The 15318-nt window shown below is 41.7% G+C and carries 17 protein-coding genes; 8 read left to right on the forward strand and 9 right to left on the reverse strand.

Annotated features, from left to right (window positions below):
- Window positions 1–3: 3 nt before the first annotated feature.
- The 5 genes from FGM00_RS13505 (at window position 4) to rlmB (ending at window position 4201) form a co-directional block, all read left to right on the forward strand.
- Window positions 4–777: a hypothetical protein gene (locus FGM00_RS13505; RefSeq protein WP_138853420.1), complete on the forward strand. Its 774-nt coding sequence runs from the start codon at window positions 4–6 to the stop codon at window positions 775–777.
- Window positions 778–787: 10 nt separating this feature from the next.
- Window positions 788–1576 (forward strand): hypothetical protein, encoded by a 789-nt coding sequence (locus FGM00_RS13510; RefSeq protein WP_138853421.1) that lies wholly within the window; start codon window positions 788–790, stop codon window positions 1574–1576.
- Window positions 1577–1679: 103 nt separating this feature from the next.
- Window positions 1680–2471, forward strand: coding sequence for a hypothetical protein (locus FGM00_RS13515; protein WP_138853422.1), 792 nt, complete (start codon window positions 1680–1682; stop codon window positions 2469–2471).
- Between the two features lie 112 nt (window positions 2472–2583).
- Window positions 2584–3384: a hypothetical protein gene (locus tag FGM00_RS13520; RefSeq protein WP_138853423.1), complete on the forward strand. Its 801-nt coding sequence runs from the start codon at window positions 2584–2586 to the stop codon at window positions 3382–3384.
- A gap of 79 nt (window positions 3385–3463) precedes the next feature.
- Complete coding sequence (gene rlmB / locus FGM00_RS13525; protein ID WP_138853424.1) at window positions 3464–4201, forward strand: 23S rRNA (guanosine(2251)-2'-O)-methyltransferase RlmB; 738 nt, start codon at window positions 3464–3466, stop codon at window positions 4199–4201.
- On the opposite strand, the gene FGM00_RS13530 is transcribed toward rlmB, so the two are convergent.
- Entirely contained in the window at window positions 4202–4945 is a 744-nt protein-coding gene (locus FGM00_RS13530; RefSeq protein ID WP_138853425.1) for a rhomboid family intramembrane serine protease, read from the reverse strand. It lies immediately after the preceding gene.
- Between the two features lie 91 nt (window positions 4946–5036).
- Here FGM00_RS13530 and FGM00_RS13535 point away from each other — a divergent pair, with 91 nt between their 5' ends.
- A complete protein-coding gene (locus tag FGM00_RS13535) occupies window positions 5037–6314 on the forward strand; it encodes a replication-associated recombination protein A (RefSeq protein WP_138853426.1) in 1278 nt (425 codons plus the stop codon).
- A gap of 106 nt (window positions 6315–6420) precedes the next feature.
- On the opposite strand, the gene FGM00_RS13545 is transcribed toward FGM00_RS13535, so the two are convergent.
- From FGM00_RS13545 to radC, 6 genes are all read right to left on the reverse strand, one after another.
- The gene (locus tag FGM00_RS13545; RefSeq protein ID WP_138853428.1) at window positions 6421–7377 is read right to left on the reverse strand and encodes a hypothetical protein; all 957 of its coding nucleotides are present in this window, start codon (window positions 7375–7377) and stop codon (window positions 6421–6423) included.
- 87 nt (window positions 7378–7464) lie between these two features.
- Window positions 7465–8895, reverse strand: coding sequence for a DUF5723 family protein (locus tag FGM00_RS13550; protein ID WP_138853429.1), 1431 nt, complete (start codon window positions 8893–8895; stop codon window positions 7465–7467).
- Window positions 8892–9449: a hypothetical protein gene (locus FGM00_RS13555; protein WP_236262782.1), complete on the reverse strand. Its 558-nt coding sequence runs from the start codon at window positions 9447–9449 to the stop codon at window positions 8892–8894. The genes FGM00_RS13550 and FGM00_RS13555 overlap by 4 nt, the downstream gene beginning before the upstream one ends.
- Before the next feature lie 40 nt (window positions 9450–9489).
- A complete protein-coding gene (locus tag FGM00_RS13560) occupies window positions 9490–10179 on the reverse strand; it encodes a YjjG family noncanonical pyrimidine nucleotidase (protein WP_138853430.1) in 690 nt (229 codons plus the stop codon).
- Window positions 10172–11467: a polysaccharide deacetylase family protein gene (locus tag FGM00_RS13565; RefSeq protein WP_138853431.1), complete on the reverse strand. Its 1296-nt coding sequence runs from the start codon at window positions 11465–11467 to the stop codon at window positions 10172–10174. The genes FGM00_RS13560 and FGM00_RS13565 overlap by 8 nt, the downstream gene beginning before the upstream one ends.
- 56 nt (window positions 11468–11523) lie before the next feature.
- A complete protein-coding gene (radC, locus tag FGM00_RS13570; protein ID WP_138853432.1) occupies window positions 11524–12222 on the reverse strand; it encodes a RadC family protein in 699 nt (232 codons plus the stop codon).
- Between the two features lie 65 nt (window positions 12223–12287).
- Between radC and FGM00_RS13575 the strand changes: the two genes are divergently transcribed.
- Both FGM00_RS13575 and FGM00_RS13580 read left to right on the forward strand, forming a co-directional pair.
- Window positions 12288–12728 (forward strand): DUF1569 domain-containing protein, encoded by a 441-nt coding sequence (locus FGM00_RS13575; RefSeq protein WP_138853433.1) that lies wholly within the window; start codon window positions 12288–12290, stop codon window positions 12726–12728.
- A 214-nt stretch (window positions 12729–12942) separates the two neighbouring features.
- Complete coding sequence (locus tag FGM00_RS13580; RefSeq protein ID WP_138853434.1) at window positions 12943–13593, forward strand: FMN-binding negative transcriptional regulator; 651 nt, start codon at window positions 12943–12945, stop codon at window positions 13591–13593.
- On the opposite strand, the gene FGM00_RS13585 is transcribed toward FGM00_RS13580, so the two are convergent.
- Window positions 13563–13790 carry a hypothetical protein gene (locus tag FGM00_RS13585; protein ID WP_138853435.1) on the reverse strand — a complete coding sequence of 76 codons (228 nt, stop codon included), beginning with the start codon at window positions 13788–13790 and terminating at the stop codon, window positions 13563–13565. The genes FGM00_RS13580 and FGM00_RS13585 overlap by 31 nt on opposite strands.
- Window positions 13791–13858: 68 nt before the next feature.
- Window positions 13859–15217 (reverse strand): UDP-N-acetylmuramate--L-alanine ligase, encoded by a 1359-nt coding sequence (locus tag FGM00_RS13590; protein ID WP_138853436.1) that lies wholly within the window; start codon window positions 15215–15217, stop codon window positions 13859–13861.
- Between the last annotated feature and the right edge of the window lie 101 nt (window positions 15218–15318).

Genomic DNA, 15318 nt, shown 5'->3' on the forward strand with positions numbered 1-15318 from the left:
ACTATGAAAAAAAACTTAAGGATTTATATAATATTTTTTATCACTTTTGGCCTATCTAGTATACAAGCGCAAGATTCAAACAAGCCAAATGAAGATACAAGCTCCTTTGCAGGTACTAAAAAAACTGATCCTTACTTTACGGTAAGGTTTGGGGATATCATCCGAAAAAGCCCTCCAAGAAAAATTACTAACACTGTTGGTTCGCCATATCTTAATAAAAAATTTATTAAAAGTAAAGTATTCTATGATAATGAGCCTGTGGGCGATCTTTTTGTGAGATATAATGCTTTATATAGTGAACTTGAGGTGAGAAGAACTTTAAAGGACGATTCGACCCTTACCTTGAAAGCCGATAAAAAAATAAGTGTGAAGTATGGTGCCAAAGAGTTGCGATTTACAACTTATATCAATAAAAAGAACGAAACAAAGAATGGATATCTATCATTAATAAGTGATGGCAATAATTACAAATTATTTCATAAGTTGTCTATTAAATACGTAGAAGGTAAAGCGGCGGCCAATTCAATGGTGAACGACGTACCAAGCAGATACGCCCATTTCGATGAGTTCTACTATAAACAAGAAGGCATAGATCGAATAGACCAGCTCTCCCCTAGAAAAGGAAGGCTAATAAATCAATTGAAAAAAGAGCATAAAGAGATTGCAAAAAACTTTATCAAAGAAAATTCGATTGATCTTGACAAAGAAGAGGACTTGATTACCCTATTTGACTTTTTAAATACACTTTCCAGGTCCAAAGAGGTACTCAACAAATAAATAATAAGCTATGAGAATATTTGCACTACATCTTTTTTTATTCCTGTTTTCTTATTCCGGCATTGCTCAAGTACTCAATACGAGTAATCCCGAAGTACAGAGTGCTTTGGGGAGTGCCCAAGTAGAGGGAAGCCCTCTGGCCAATTTTTTCTCAAAAAGAACGCCGATGATGGATATTCTTCATGCCTTGGTCAAAGATGACGATGGACTCGTAAGAACTTATGTCGGTGCCGAAATCGGGTCTGCATACGAAGACGAAACATTTGCTCCCGGAAAAGTGTTTTACGGTGATGATGAGCTCGGCGAGGTCTATTATCGGCTAAATGCCTATAACAACGAGATAGAAATCAAAAAATCGCTTGGAGAAGATGAGGAAAAGCAATTGGCTTTGATTAAAAATGCCGAGGTACGCATAGTAGCTCCGGACCGTGAAATTTATTATCTGCCTTTTACCGACGAGAATGGAACGCGTATCGAGGGCTACCTCACCTTATTGAAAAAAGGCGAGCATTTTACACTATACAGACGTATACGTAAAAAATTTACGCCACCGAAGGCCGCAGAGAATTCAATGGTGAATTCGACCCCTAGCCGCTTTACCGATTATACGGAATACTACTTGGAAAGAAAAGATGCAAGCTCAATCGTGGAGATGCCCATTCATAAGAAAAAACTAGGAAAGTTGTTTTCCCAGGAACAAGCGCCCAAAATCAAGGCATATTTTAAAAAACACAATCCTGATGACTCGATCGAAAATGACGTTTTACAACTCTTTCATTTCCTTGATAACTTAGAATAATCACGCACACTGGCGTCTCGTGATTTGACGTGCGTTTTTCAAAAATTTGCCATTTAAGCTTCCAGCATTATTCGTTATATTGTAGGAAAGTAAATGAATTTGCATGACGTTGAAAACGACTATTTTGGCTTTACTCTTAGCCCTTTGCAGTTATTTGTCCGCTCAAGTTCTAAATACCGGGAATCCTGAAGTTCAAGCTGCCCTTCAAGCGGAACGTCTCGGAGGAATCGAAACTAGCCCTCTTGCGAACTTTTCCCAACAACGGACTCCGATGATGGATATGCTGATGCAAATGGTTAGGGATGATGACGGTAGAGTAAGTCATTATATAGGAGCGGAAGTTGGCTCTGCCTATGAAAACGATTCTTTTGTTCCCGGAAAAATTTTATATGGTGACGAAGAACTTGGGGATATCCATTACCGTTTGAATGCGTACAATAACGAAGTTGAAATCAAAAGTGCTCTTCTAGGCGAAGAAGAACAACTGGCCTTGGTCAAAAACCCTGAAGTAAAGATAGTCGCGAGCGATGCAGAGTTGCACTTTTCGAAGTATATAGACGAAAAGGGGAATATGAACGAGGGATATCTCATACTTCTTTTGCAAGGAGAAAAGTATACCTTTTACAAAAGATTGCGCATCAAATTCACCGAGCCAAAACCTGCTGCGAACTCTATGGTCAGTGCAACACCCAGTCGCTTTACGAATTATACTGAATACTATTTTAAGGAAAATGGTTCTGAAACCATCCGTGAACTTCCAATACACAAAAAAAGAACAGCGAAACTATTCCCTTCAGAAAGACAGACTGAAATTCAAAATTACATCAAAAACAATAAACCGGATGATACAGTAGAATCCGAGATGCTGCGTCTTTTTGATTTTATCGAAAAATAATAGGGTGCTATTCAAAGAATACAACAATAATTTCTATTATTACCCTTTAAAAATTGATTTTTAGTCTTATTTTCAGTAAGTTACAAAGTAATTTAATCAAAAAATCATTGTTATGAAAGCTAATGTTCTTCTTCTATCTTTTCTTTTTATCGGTTCAACGTCCCTTATTGCACAAGTTACACAGAGTAGCGGGGATGTGCTTGCTAAAGTGACCACATGCGGCGATATTGACGCACTTTTCACACATTCCGGAGCATCAATGCATAATTTAATGTATGCCGATGTAAATGCTTCAAAATCATCGTCAAGCACGGTTGGCCAAACCAAGGGGTCGCCCTATCTAGTAAGTTCTTTTGAGAAAAGTGATATTTACAAGAACGATGAGCTTTTGGGTTCTTTTTATACACGATACAATATTTACAGCAAAGAATTGGAAGTCAAGAAAACATTGCTCGCAGAAGAGCAGTTCAAGGCACTTCTTAAAGATGAAAACATAAAAGCGGTCTTTAAGGACAAAGAGATTCAATATGTCTCCTTTATCGATGAGAAAGGAAAGAAGCGTAGTGATTATTTAATTTCTAAAACATCGGGCGACAATTACAAACTCTTCCAGAGAATGGAATGCAACTTTGTAGAAGGTAAAAAAGCAGAGAACTCGATGGTGAATGCCATTCCAAATCGGTTTACCAATTCTTCTAGTTACTACCTTAAAAATCAGAGTACCGCAGTGGTAAGTTACCTACCCACGAAAAAATCGCAACTTTTAAAATTATTTAAGGAAAATGACAAAATGCAATTGGCCAATCTAATTAAGAAAAAAGGTCTGAACCTAAAAAAGGAAAATGATTTGGTGGCTTTATTTGAATTTGCAAATACCCTGGACCAGGAAAACTATACGGTGAAATCAAAATAAGGATTGACCCGGTATAAAGGCCATTACTTTGAAACCATCCCAACTAATGTCGGGATGGTTTTTTAGTTACCTTTACCCTATGAACAAAACCACCCAAATCTATGGCATACGCGCCATTATAGAGGCGATAAACCATGAAGAGCCCATCGATAAGGTTTTTTTGCAAAAGGGACTTAAAGGCGACTTATCGAGAGAACTTGAAAGTCTCGTACGCAGGAAGGGAATCAATAGCTCTTATGTACCGATCGAGAAATTGAACAGACTTACCAAAAACAATCACCAAGGTGCGGTCGCGAATATCTCACCGATTTCCTTCCATGAATTGGAACAGCTTGTCGAATCGGTAATGGAGACCAACGAAACACCGTTGTTTCTAATACTAGATCAACTCTCGGACGTGCGTAACTTTGGCGCCATTATTCGTACCGCCGAATGTACCGGGGTCAATGGTATCATTATCCAGAAAAAAGGTGCGGCCCCAGTGACCGCGGATACCATTAAAACTTCGGCAGGCGCCGCCTTTAAGGTGCGCATTGCCAAGGTAGATCATGTTAAAGATGCGGTATACTATCTGCAGGCCAGTGGAGTGACGGTAATCGCCGCGACCGAAAAAACCAAAAACACCATTTACGACCTCGATTTTACCATACCGTGTGCCATTGTAATGGGTGCCGAGGATAGGGGCATTTCCCCTTCTATTCTTAAAGCTTCCGATCATCTTGCCAAATTACCTTTGTTGGGGGAGATTGAGTCATTGAACGTTTCAGTGGCTTGTGCGGTTTTTCTTTATGAAGTGGTTAGACAACGACATTCTTAGTTACGAATCGGACTTGTTCGTATCTTCTTTTTTAAAATGATAAGTAACTTTTAACGTTTCTTGGGCGGTTGTTTCTTCCGGTAGTTTTTCTATAAAATTTCCGTTTTCGTCGAAATGTTGCAGAAATTCGTCTTCTTCCTCATTGTAATCATCGTACTCCCAGGCATATTTCTTAGCTGCGGGCAGCTTCGTTTTGACGAGTAATGCAAGGCCAAGTCCTGTGATAAATCCGCCCAAATGCCCTTCCCAGGAAATGCCATCCTTCACCGGAAAAATATACCACAGCATACTTCCATATACAAAAACAACAATCAATGAGAGTGCAATCAGTCTATAATATTTCGTAAATATTCCCTTGAAAAAAATAAAACTGGCCAAAACATAAATCAGTCCGCTAGCACCGATATGGTACGAAGGTCTGCCAATGGCCCAAGTTATCAAGCCGGAGAACAACACACCAAGCACTAGTATCGTCATCGCATTCTTTCGATAGAAATAAAAAAGTGCGGCCGTGAGAATGGCTAAAGGAAGGGTATTGTTATAGAGATGTTCCAAAGAACCATGAATAAACGGACTCAATAAAACCCCTCTTAATCCAGAGCTACTTTGAGGGTACACGCCATATTCATTAAAATTAACGCCCATCCTCAGCTCGAGCCAATAGACCGTCCATATGCTTAAAACCGCCACCAGCGGGGCAATTAGAACGGCATTTGTAAACTTAAAATAATGATGGTCCGACATACATCTAAAGTTAACCGTAATACTTCAATATATTGACCAAAAATGCAAAACCTGATAAATTGTCATTAAGATAAATGATTACTTTTATGACATGAATGAACCCCTTGCCGAACGCATCCGTCCAAAAACCCTCGAGGACTACATTAGTCAGCATCATTTGGTGGGGGAAAGTGGTTCTTTGACCAACCAAATCAAAAGGGGGATTATTCCCTCCCTGATTTTATGGGGACCACCTGGTACTGGTAAGACCACTTTGGCCAATATTATCGCGGTCGTAAGCGAACGGCCGTTCTATGCATTGAGTGCCATCAATAGCGGGGTTAAGGATGTAAGGGAGATCATTGAAAAGGCCAAAAAAAGCGGGGGGCTCTTTACTGCCAAAAATCCCATACTTTTTATAGATGAGATACACCGCTTTAGCAAATCGCAGCAGGATTCACTATTGGCTGCGGTAGAAAAAGGTTGGGTTACCCTTATCGGCGCAACTACTGAAAACCCCAGCTTTGAGGTGATTCCTGCGTTATTATCCCGCTGTCAGGTGTACGTATTGAATGCCTTTGGAAAAGAAGATCTGGAATTGCTCTTAAAACGGGCGATGCGGGAAGATAGCGTCCTCAAAACCAAAAAAATAAAATTAAAGGAGACCGAAGCCTTATTGAAACTAAGCGGCGGCGATGCCAGGAAATTGTTGAATATTTTTGAATTGGTCATCAATTCGGAAGAAAAAGATTCCGTAACCATTACCGATAAAATGGTCTTGGGTAAGGTGCAAAAAAATACGGTGCGCTATGACAAAACAGGGGAGCAACATTATGACATTATTTCGGCCTTTATCAAATCGATTCGGGGGAGTGACCCAAATGCCGCCGTTTATTGGCTTGCACGTATGATCGAGGGTGGTGAAGACGTCAAATTTATCGCCCGTAGAATGTTGATTTCGGCTTCTGAAGACATCGGTCTGGCCAATCCGACCGCCTTGGTCATTGCGAACACCACCTTTCAAGCGGTTACCACGATAGGATATCCCGAAGCACGGATCATCCTTAGCCAATGTGCCGTATACCTCGCCACTTCCCCTAAAAGCAATACCAGTTATGTGGCCATTAAGAATGCACAAAAACAGGTTAAGGAAACGGGAGACCTGTCGGTTCCCCTACCCTTGCGCAATGCACCTACCAAATTAATGAAAGACTTGGGTTACGGTGAAGAATACAAATATGCCCACGATTACGCCAATAATTTTGTGGATGCCGAATTTTTGCCCGAAGAAATTAGCGGTACTACCTTTTACAGTCCGGGACAGAATCCACGGGAAAAAGCTATTAAAGAGTTTTTACAAAATCGATGGAAAGGTAAATACGAGTCTTGAGCGTGGTGCTCGGTGCTCGGTGCTCGGTGCTCGGTGCTCGGTGCTCGGTGCTCGGTGCTCGGTAATTTGAGAATTAATCTGGTAAAAAAAATTCCAAAAATATTTTTTAGAACTTGATATTCAATTCCTTTTGAACCGTTTCGCCTCCGGCAACATATTCGAAAAGCCATTTTCCGTCTCTTCTGAAAACAATACCGCTTTGCGTATTACTTTTAGCGGCGTAAATATCGCTTAAGGAGGTCTTGGTCAAGGTCATTACGATTTTTGGGGTGCTGTCTACTAATTGATATCCATTTTCAAGTTCTTGTGCGTACAATGCACTCGATAAGCTCATTTCATCGGCTACGCCAGTGGTATTCGGTGCTTTTTGCATCTGAGAGACTACAGGAGTATTATCTTCATAACTTTGAACTTCGGGAGTAGCTATTTGTTGACCTTTCTCAGGATTTTGCCGCGCTCCTTTTTCATAGTTCGATGCTACGGGTTCCATGCTTTTAAAACTTTGCTCGTCTTCGGTAGCTACTTGTTGCACGGATTGACTTCTATCTGCTTGGTTATCGCTCTTTTCGGGACCAGGTTCGCCTTTTAGATTTTTGACATCGTTCTTAAAACCGAGGGTGACCGTATCGTCATTCGATTTCTCCACATAGACATAATCCAAGGCCGCAATAGAATTGAAGGCCTCTGTGATGGCCTCGTTATATGAAAGTTTAAAATCCTTTTCTCTACTCCTACCCTCTTGGCTTATAAAAATATCTTGATTGTTACAGTCTTCCAAAACGAGTTTGGTCTTGGTCGTGAACATTGAAGATTTCTCATCTAAGCGCACCCTAAGACCCAAGCAGCGATTCGCATTCAAATCATTAGGAAGCGCATCCTCATACACGGTATTAAAACCGTTATTGGCGAACAAGTGCTTTACCAATGTACTGGTCTGATACTGATTCTCCTTCTTAAAGCCGTCAAACCGCTTAGGTACGACTATATATTTGTAATCGTTCAACTGCCCTTGCGCATTCAACGCAAAAAAGGCCGTCAGTATAAATGATAAGAAAATACGCATTCGGAGTTCTATTTAGTTAGTACCGATAGAACAATGAAAAAAGCGTGCCAAGAATTTAAGAAAAGTAATACAAGCCCGATTATTCAATTAGTTCTTGCCCCAAGATATGATATTTAATCCGAACTGAAAAGATGCGTAATTGGTAGCTGCGATATTGCCATAACCGAGCAGGTTATCAGCCAATAGGTAGAGATTCACCGGACCTGCCTGTAAGTTCAATCCCAAGCCCACGTTGGTAAAGGAGAATTTATCAACGGTGTAGGTAGCTTTGGCTGCCAAGACGTTACCAAACCTCCTTAGATAAAAAGCCGAAAGTGCGACTTGTGGTCCCCTAGGCCTAAATACCGTATATAATTGACCCCCATAACTATTTGCATATTTAGACCTGAAACTGTTACCTGCCACGTTCGGACCGCATTCACAGTTTACCCGTGAGGGAATCTGCTCACCGAAATCGTGGCGTATGGACGCATATAGTTTTGTGGGCCTAAAAGTGACATAGTTATTTGTGTTTTCCTCAAAAGGAATAAAGGTTTCGATGTCATCGACAAGATTTTGCCAAAAATCTTGATCCGGGTCAGCGAGAGCGTCCGGCAGGATGACCTCTATTCCCTCAACGGTGGCGCTTCCTCGTAAGGAATAGCTTTTGATATCATTGCTATGGTAAATGAATCCCAAATCCAGGAGGCTACCGGTAAGCACCGTTTGCTCACTTAAGCTATAGGTAAAACCCACATCGACGCCAAGCCCTAAATTCCCGCCAAAAAGCCCTCTTTTAAGAACGGTACTACCTATGACACCATCGTCTTCCGCCGTTCTAAGAGCATCAATCCCAGAGGTTCGCAACTCCAAATCGGCATCCAGCGTACTTGCCAATAAATTGTTCTGACCCTCCTCCGTAACAAAGAAGCCCTTGTTTTTAGTAGAACTGAAATCAAAAATGCTGGAGTAAATTTTACCTCTTGCCCCTATGGTCAAATTTCTATCTATTTTTTGATTGATACCAAAATGAAAGACATTCAAAAGTTCGCCCCTGGTTTTCAAATGACTCAGGTCGAATTCCTGACCTAAGCGATCAGCATTGCCTTCGAATCCCAAAATGGCGTAATCCCTAAACCAATAGCCGATGGCATCACCCTCTGTATAGATGCCCATAGAATAAAATTTGTCCGGATCCTTTCCCCGAAAACCGACGTGCAGTAATTCCACTTGAAAGTTACCGCTCAACTCATCGTTCGGTGTCATCCCGAAGATTGCTCTTTCCCTGACCTTATCATTGAAATCGATTCCGTCATCCTCAAAAAGATCGGTAACGGCAAGACCACTTGAACCTGCCTGAAACGATATTTGCGAAAGGGTCGGGACACCAACATACCATTGAAAATCGGACTGTACACCTGGATTCACCATCAGCGACTGGGGAATCTCATTAAAATCATAGAGAAGTTCTTTGTTCTGACCTTGCAAACCGAGGCCTAGCCCCAATAGAGCGTACAGAAGAAAGCGATGTCCTTTCATAATACGCTAAGTTTGAATTTACCCTTGGATTTCAACGTGATATTGGCGTTGGGAAACGGGCTGGTAGTGGCCGTACCCCCAAGATTTTCAGCACTTACGCGAATACTTGAGGTGTTTATAAGGATATCGATGCTTCGCCCTTGGCCTCCGTACGGTATTTCCCTTTGTAGAACCCTGGCTGGAGGAGCAGGACCGATTTCGAAGAATTCAGTATCCAGAATGTCCCCTGATTCGCTTAAGAAATCTATCGTTACCTCCAGTGCTTTACTGGTCGCATTCTCAACTTCATAGGTGACCGTACCTTCGATGACCCGCTCGGCAAAAAAGTCTGAACTAAAGGCATCGAAGTTAAAATCCTGCGAGAAAAAATTCGTTTCGGTCGCTTGATTGATAATACGTTCAGGTGCCTCAACATAAAGTATACTAGCCTCCATCACGGGTTCTGCAATGAGGTCATCAACTTGGTCAAAATTCAAGGTTTGTTGCGTGCAGGAAATCAGCATTCCCAGAAAAACACAGCAGAGGATGATCAATTTTTTGATAGACTCCATCATTGGCAACGTTAAGGCGTATTTAACACTTAATAATATAACTCTACAAATAGGTTTTTATTTCACTCAACTCATGAATCATATCGCAAAAATCATGGGTCGGACCCTTATCGGAATTAAAGTGAAGCGCGTGCATTCCGGTGTTAAGAGCACCTTGAATATCGGCCTCGAGGCTATCCCCGATCATTAATGACCGATTCGGTTGTGTTCCCGCCATTTCTATGGAAAGTTCAAAAATAATCGGATTGGGTTTTTTAACTCCGGCCAACTCGGAATTGACCACTACCTCAAAATACCCCTCGATTTTCGAATTTTTTAGCTTTTTATCCTGAATTTCCTGAAAGCCATTGGTGATAATATGGAGCCTATAGTTCGGTTCCAAATAATCCAACAACTCTATAGTACCCGGAAAGAGATGTTCGTAAGAAGATAGGTGGGCTATATATTCATCGGCCAAATGATCGATCATATCATCCGAAATAGAATGCCCCAGGGTATCGAAGACCGATTTCAGTCTTTGGTATCTGAGTTCTGTTTTTGATATTTTTTCTTCCCGATACAGTTTCCAAAAGGCATAATTCGCCGGAACGTATACTTTTAAAAAATCATTGAGATCTACCCCAATATCACTTTCCATGAGAATTTTTTCAAAGGTGAGCGCCGAGTTCTTCTCGAAATCCCACAGGGTATGATCCAAATCAAAAAATATGTCGGTTATGAAGTTCTTAAACATGATGTTTATCTAAAACGGTTTTGTAGAGGTCTAACCAGTTTACGCTAGAGGAACCCCCTAATAATTCATTTGAAAATATAGTAATGAAGTTGCCATCAACCTTCTTTACCTGCTCATAAAGCCCGTCGATTTTATCCAAAATCTCGGTCCTATTTGTAAGGTTGATAAAAGCGTAATCGTGCACTGCGAACGGATGTACCCGAATAGGCTGTCGGATTTCAAGATTGATATCGTAGAAGTAAAAGGGTGTACATGTTCCCGCCCTAAAACCGGTTTCATGTGTATAACCCATTGTATAATCGTCGGCAAATTCCGCTTCGACCAAACGCCGGTAGGTTTCAGGGACATCTACCCGATTGTATCGCATTCTTGAGCCAGTGACCGGCCTGTTGATGACATTGGACAGTCGCTTCTTTTCTTTGCGCAATAGGTCGATATTCTCAAAAGAGCTGTAAGAAGCTGCCAAGGCTATTTTACTGTAATCCGCGATCGACTTGATCAAAAAACGAAATTTGTTGCTATTGGTAGAAACGTTCTTGTCATAAGTAGAATAGTCTGCAAACTGAAAAAAGAACGTACTATCGATCTGGTATTCCTTATGCAAACGAATAAGCTCCGAGAAATTATCGAAAGGATCTTTTTTGCGATCGAACCAAGTTCTTGTACGCTGTGCCACTCTTGCGAACTTAAGTGTACAAAAGTCAACGATGAATCCCGAGAATCCGCGCAAAAAACCGCGATGTGCAAACGCATGCGAAGTAGTAACATCCAAAACAGAATTATATCGATACCTCCTTTTGGTAAAATCCATATCCGGAAAACGCTCTTGTAGCTTTTCCAAGAATTTTAGGGCCCATAGGTCTACCACGGGTATTTTTAAAAAACTATGCCGGTAGGCCAAACTATCCCTGGGCGAAAAACGGCCATGTTGGTCTTTTACATGTGGTAGGTATTCCTCATACCTGCTCAATAAATAAAAGCTTGCCGAAAAAATATCGAAAGGAATGGCACTGCCCTCCCCTGCCCGAAAAAAGCAGGGAATATCGTCCCAAGTACTCATTTCAATTTGAAAATCGTTGATGCCTTGCTCGAATAACAAGTCGTTACAGCGTACAAAGAATTCATTTTGCAAGGGTTGCTTGGTATAAGTAATCTTTGGACCAGTATGCTTTATAAAATCCTCGACCTTCGTGGTAAAACTGATCTCGATTCCTAAAATGCGAGTGAAGACCTGCTGCATCGTGTAACGAAATCTCGGGGTTATTTTGTGGGTATAGATTAGTAGCATTTCTGTTCAGGTTCGAATTTCAGGGCTGCCTTCGCAGGAAGATTTAAAGTTCGGCATTAAAGGATATGATGGTCGGCAAAACTATAATAGTCTTGCTGGGTAATTATCAAATGATCAAGGACCTTGATATCCAACGCGCTTGACGCTTTTTGTATTCTTTGTGTGACTTCTTGGTCAGCCTTGCTTGGTTTTAAGGTTCCAGAAGGATGGTTATGCGCCAAAATCAATCCCACGGCCCCCACTTCAAGTGCCTTTTTCATGATAATACGCAAATCTACCAAAGTTCCCGTCAATCCTCCCTTACTCAGTTGCGAGGTCAATAGCACCTTGTTGGCATTGTTCAGATATACGATCCAGAACTCCTCGTGTTCCAGATCGCCCATTTGGGGCAACAACAGTTCGAAGGCATCGTTACTGCTATTGATTTTTGCAATCCGATGCACATCTTCCCCCCGTCTACGACGACCCATCTCCAAAGCCGCAGCGATGGTAACGGCCTTCGCCTCGCCTATACCCCTAAACTGCATTAATTGCTTGATAGACAGCTTCCCTAGTTCATTGAGATTATTGTTGACCGACGCAAGTATCCGTTTCGACAACTCTACAGCACTTTCATTTCGACTGCCCGAACCAATGAGTATGGCGACCAGTTCGGCATCGGACAGGGCCGATTTACCTTTTAGTACTAACTTTTCCCTTGGTTTATCATCATCCGACCAATGCTTTATAGAGAAAGAAGGCTGCTTTTCTTGCATCGACTAAAGATAGTGAACTAAAATTTTTATCGTAGATTTCATGAACAAAAATGAACCGATAAATTATGCAATCGCTCTTTGATACCAACACCTATGAACAGGTCTTAAAAAGAATCGATAACCTCAGCGAGGATTCGGAACGCCAATGGGGCAAAATGACGGTCGGCCAAATGGCATGGCATTGCCAGTTCCCGTTCAAAATCGGAGTAAAGAACAAAAAAGAGGGAAACGGCAATCTATTCGTAAAACTGTTTTTTAAAAAGTCGATGTACAATGATAAACCTTGGCGCAAAAACCTACCGACCGCACCATCCTTGAAAACGAAGGAGGACAAGAACCTGGAAATAGAAAAAAGCAAACTCAAACAATTGGTCACCGACTTTCACCAATGCAAAACGCGAACCGATTGGAACCCACATCCGATATTCGGAAAACTCACCCATGACCAATGGGGTATGATGCAGTTCAAACATATAGACCATCATCTCACACAGTTTGGGGTCTAGCGACCAAGAAATACGAACTATAACGCACCTAATATAAATCTGTTATCTAAGAAATTGTGATTTAGGTTCATACGTGTTTAGGGAATCGCGTAATTTGGTCGGCGCGTTAAAACAACGCAACAATCGACCGAAATTGGCAAAAAAATTTATAGAAGCCAATCCTGATTGCCCTTTCTAGAAATGTAATTGAAGGGGTTACATTTAAAACCAAGAAATGAAATACCCACCACCACACCATCAGGAAACCGAATTTTCGAATGTAGTCGAAGTGGTAAAGAACTATCCGTTTGCTACTTTGATTACGGTTAATGACAATTCTCCCTTGGTAACGCACATACCTATGGTGTACGAGCAGGACGGAAGTCGGTTCGGGAAATTGGTCGCCCATATCGACAAGTTCAACCCGCAGGTCAAAACGTTGATCAATGGAGCGGAAACAACATCCATATTCCAAGGGCCGGATTGTTACATATCCCCTTCGGTATACAGCACCAAACAGTTACCCACCTGGAACTATATTTTTGCGCACCTAAAAGGAACGGTAAAACTGTTGACCGATACGGAACAAGTGAAGGATACCATGGTTCGAATGACGTCGTTCTTGGAAGGTGAAAACCAGAGGTATGTTTTGGAACAGGATAATCCCAGAATGGAAAGTTTGGTAAATTATATCGTAGGTTTTGAAATTCGTATCACCCATTGGGAAGGTAAATTCAAATTCTCTCAGGACAAGCTCAAAAAAGATATGGGACTGGCAAAACAAGAGCTGATTCGCAGTCAACAAAGAGACATTAGTACTTTTGTAAATCGTATTATCCAGAACCATGAAAATGGTCAAAAAGCCCCTAAATCTTCAGACCAATAGCTTAAAGTATCGTCGAGCTTATCTTCAGGGGTGATTTCTTGCTGTTCTATATGCTCTCTCGTGTCGTTAACCATGCGGGACTCCTCAAGTATAACATTTGAAAGGCCCAACATGAAGGCAATAAGCAACATGGAAATTCTGCGCTTGACCAGTCTGATGATAGCGGCACTGTAATACCTTCGCTCATTTGAAAACATATTTTGTAGAATTCAAGATACGTTCCAAAACCCTTCAAATGACAAATAGGCAGCTAAGTACCATGATTTCAAGACGCTATCCTCTCCTTTACCTCTTCCAAGTCCAGTCCGCCATAGTTCCCCGAGCTCATTAAGAGCAGCACCGAATTCTCAAAATCCTGATCAAAGACATAGTCCTTAAAGGCCGCTGCATCAGTATGAATTTGTAAGTCGTTCCGCTCGAATGCCGATGAGATCTGTTCGGGACTTACCGCTGCCAATTTCTTGATGGCCACGGATTCCGGGAGGTAAAACACCACGGCGACATCGGCAGCATCCAAAGCACCTTTATACTCTTTTAAAAATTCGGGATTGAAACTGCTATAGGTATGCAACTCCAAACAAGCGATCAATGTTCTGTCGGGGTATTGTTCCTTTACCGCCTTAGTGGTTGCGGCGACCTTGCTGGGTGAATGCGCAAAATCTTTGTAGGCCACACTGGTCTTACCCTCGGCGATTTTCTCCAATCGTTTGGATGCTCCCTTGAAAGAGGCTATCGATTCGTAAAAATCGTCCTCGTCAACACCCATGTTCTGGCAAATCCATTTTGCGCCGGCGAGGTTGTTCAGATTGTGTTTTCCAAAAACTTCTATGGGCATCGGACCTTCCGGAGTTTCCAAAAGGGTCTCGCCATCCTCTACCCTATATTCAGGCGTTTGATAGGGCAACTTTCGAATAGAATTCTCAGAGGCCTCTACCACTTTTTGTACTTCTAGGTCCTCAATGTTATACGTAATACTTCCGCCTTTAACGATGCTATCGACAAAAATTCGAAACTGGTCCACATAATTTTCGAAAGTGGGGAATACATTGATGTGGTCCCAGGCAATGCCGCTTAGCAAAGCAATATTCGGCCGGTACAAGTGAAATTTCGGTCGTCTATCTATCGGCGAGGACAGGTATTCATCGCCTTCCAATACTATAAAATCATTTTCATCGGTCAGGTGTACCATACGATCAAAACCATCGAGTTGGGCACCAACCATATAATCTACAGGCCGATCGTGGTAATTAAGCACGTGCAGAATCATTGAGGTTATCGTGGTTTTCCCGTGACTGCCCCCGATAACCACGCGGGTCTTGTTTTTGGATTGCTCATATAAAAACTCGGGATAGGAATATATGGTTACTCCTAATTCCTGTGCTTTTAGCAATTCGGGATTATCGGCTTTAGCATGCATTCCCAAAATGACCGCATCTAAGTCGGTATGTACTTCTTCAGGAAACCAGCCGAAGGTATCCGGCAACAGTCCTTTATTGGCCAGCCTTGTCTTTGAAGGTTCAAAAATGACATCGTCGCTTCCGGTAATGGTGTAGCCCTTATGATGAAGTGCCAAGGCCAAATTGTGCATTGCACTGCCGCCGATGGCAATAAAATGAATTTGCATTTTCAAGGATTTATGCCCCAAAGATAGCGATTGATTTAAAGAACAGACCCGAGTGGTCAAGTTTTGAAACACTTGAGAGTCCGGTTTACTTTGGATAAAAC

This window comes from Aggregatimonas sangjinii, assembly GCF_005943945.1.
In the GTDB taxonomy this organism is placed as follows: Bacteria; Bacteroidota; Bacteroidia; order Flavobacteriales; family Flavobacteriaceae; genus Pelagihabitans; species Pelagihabitans sangjinii.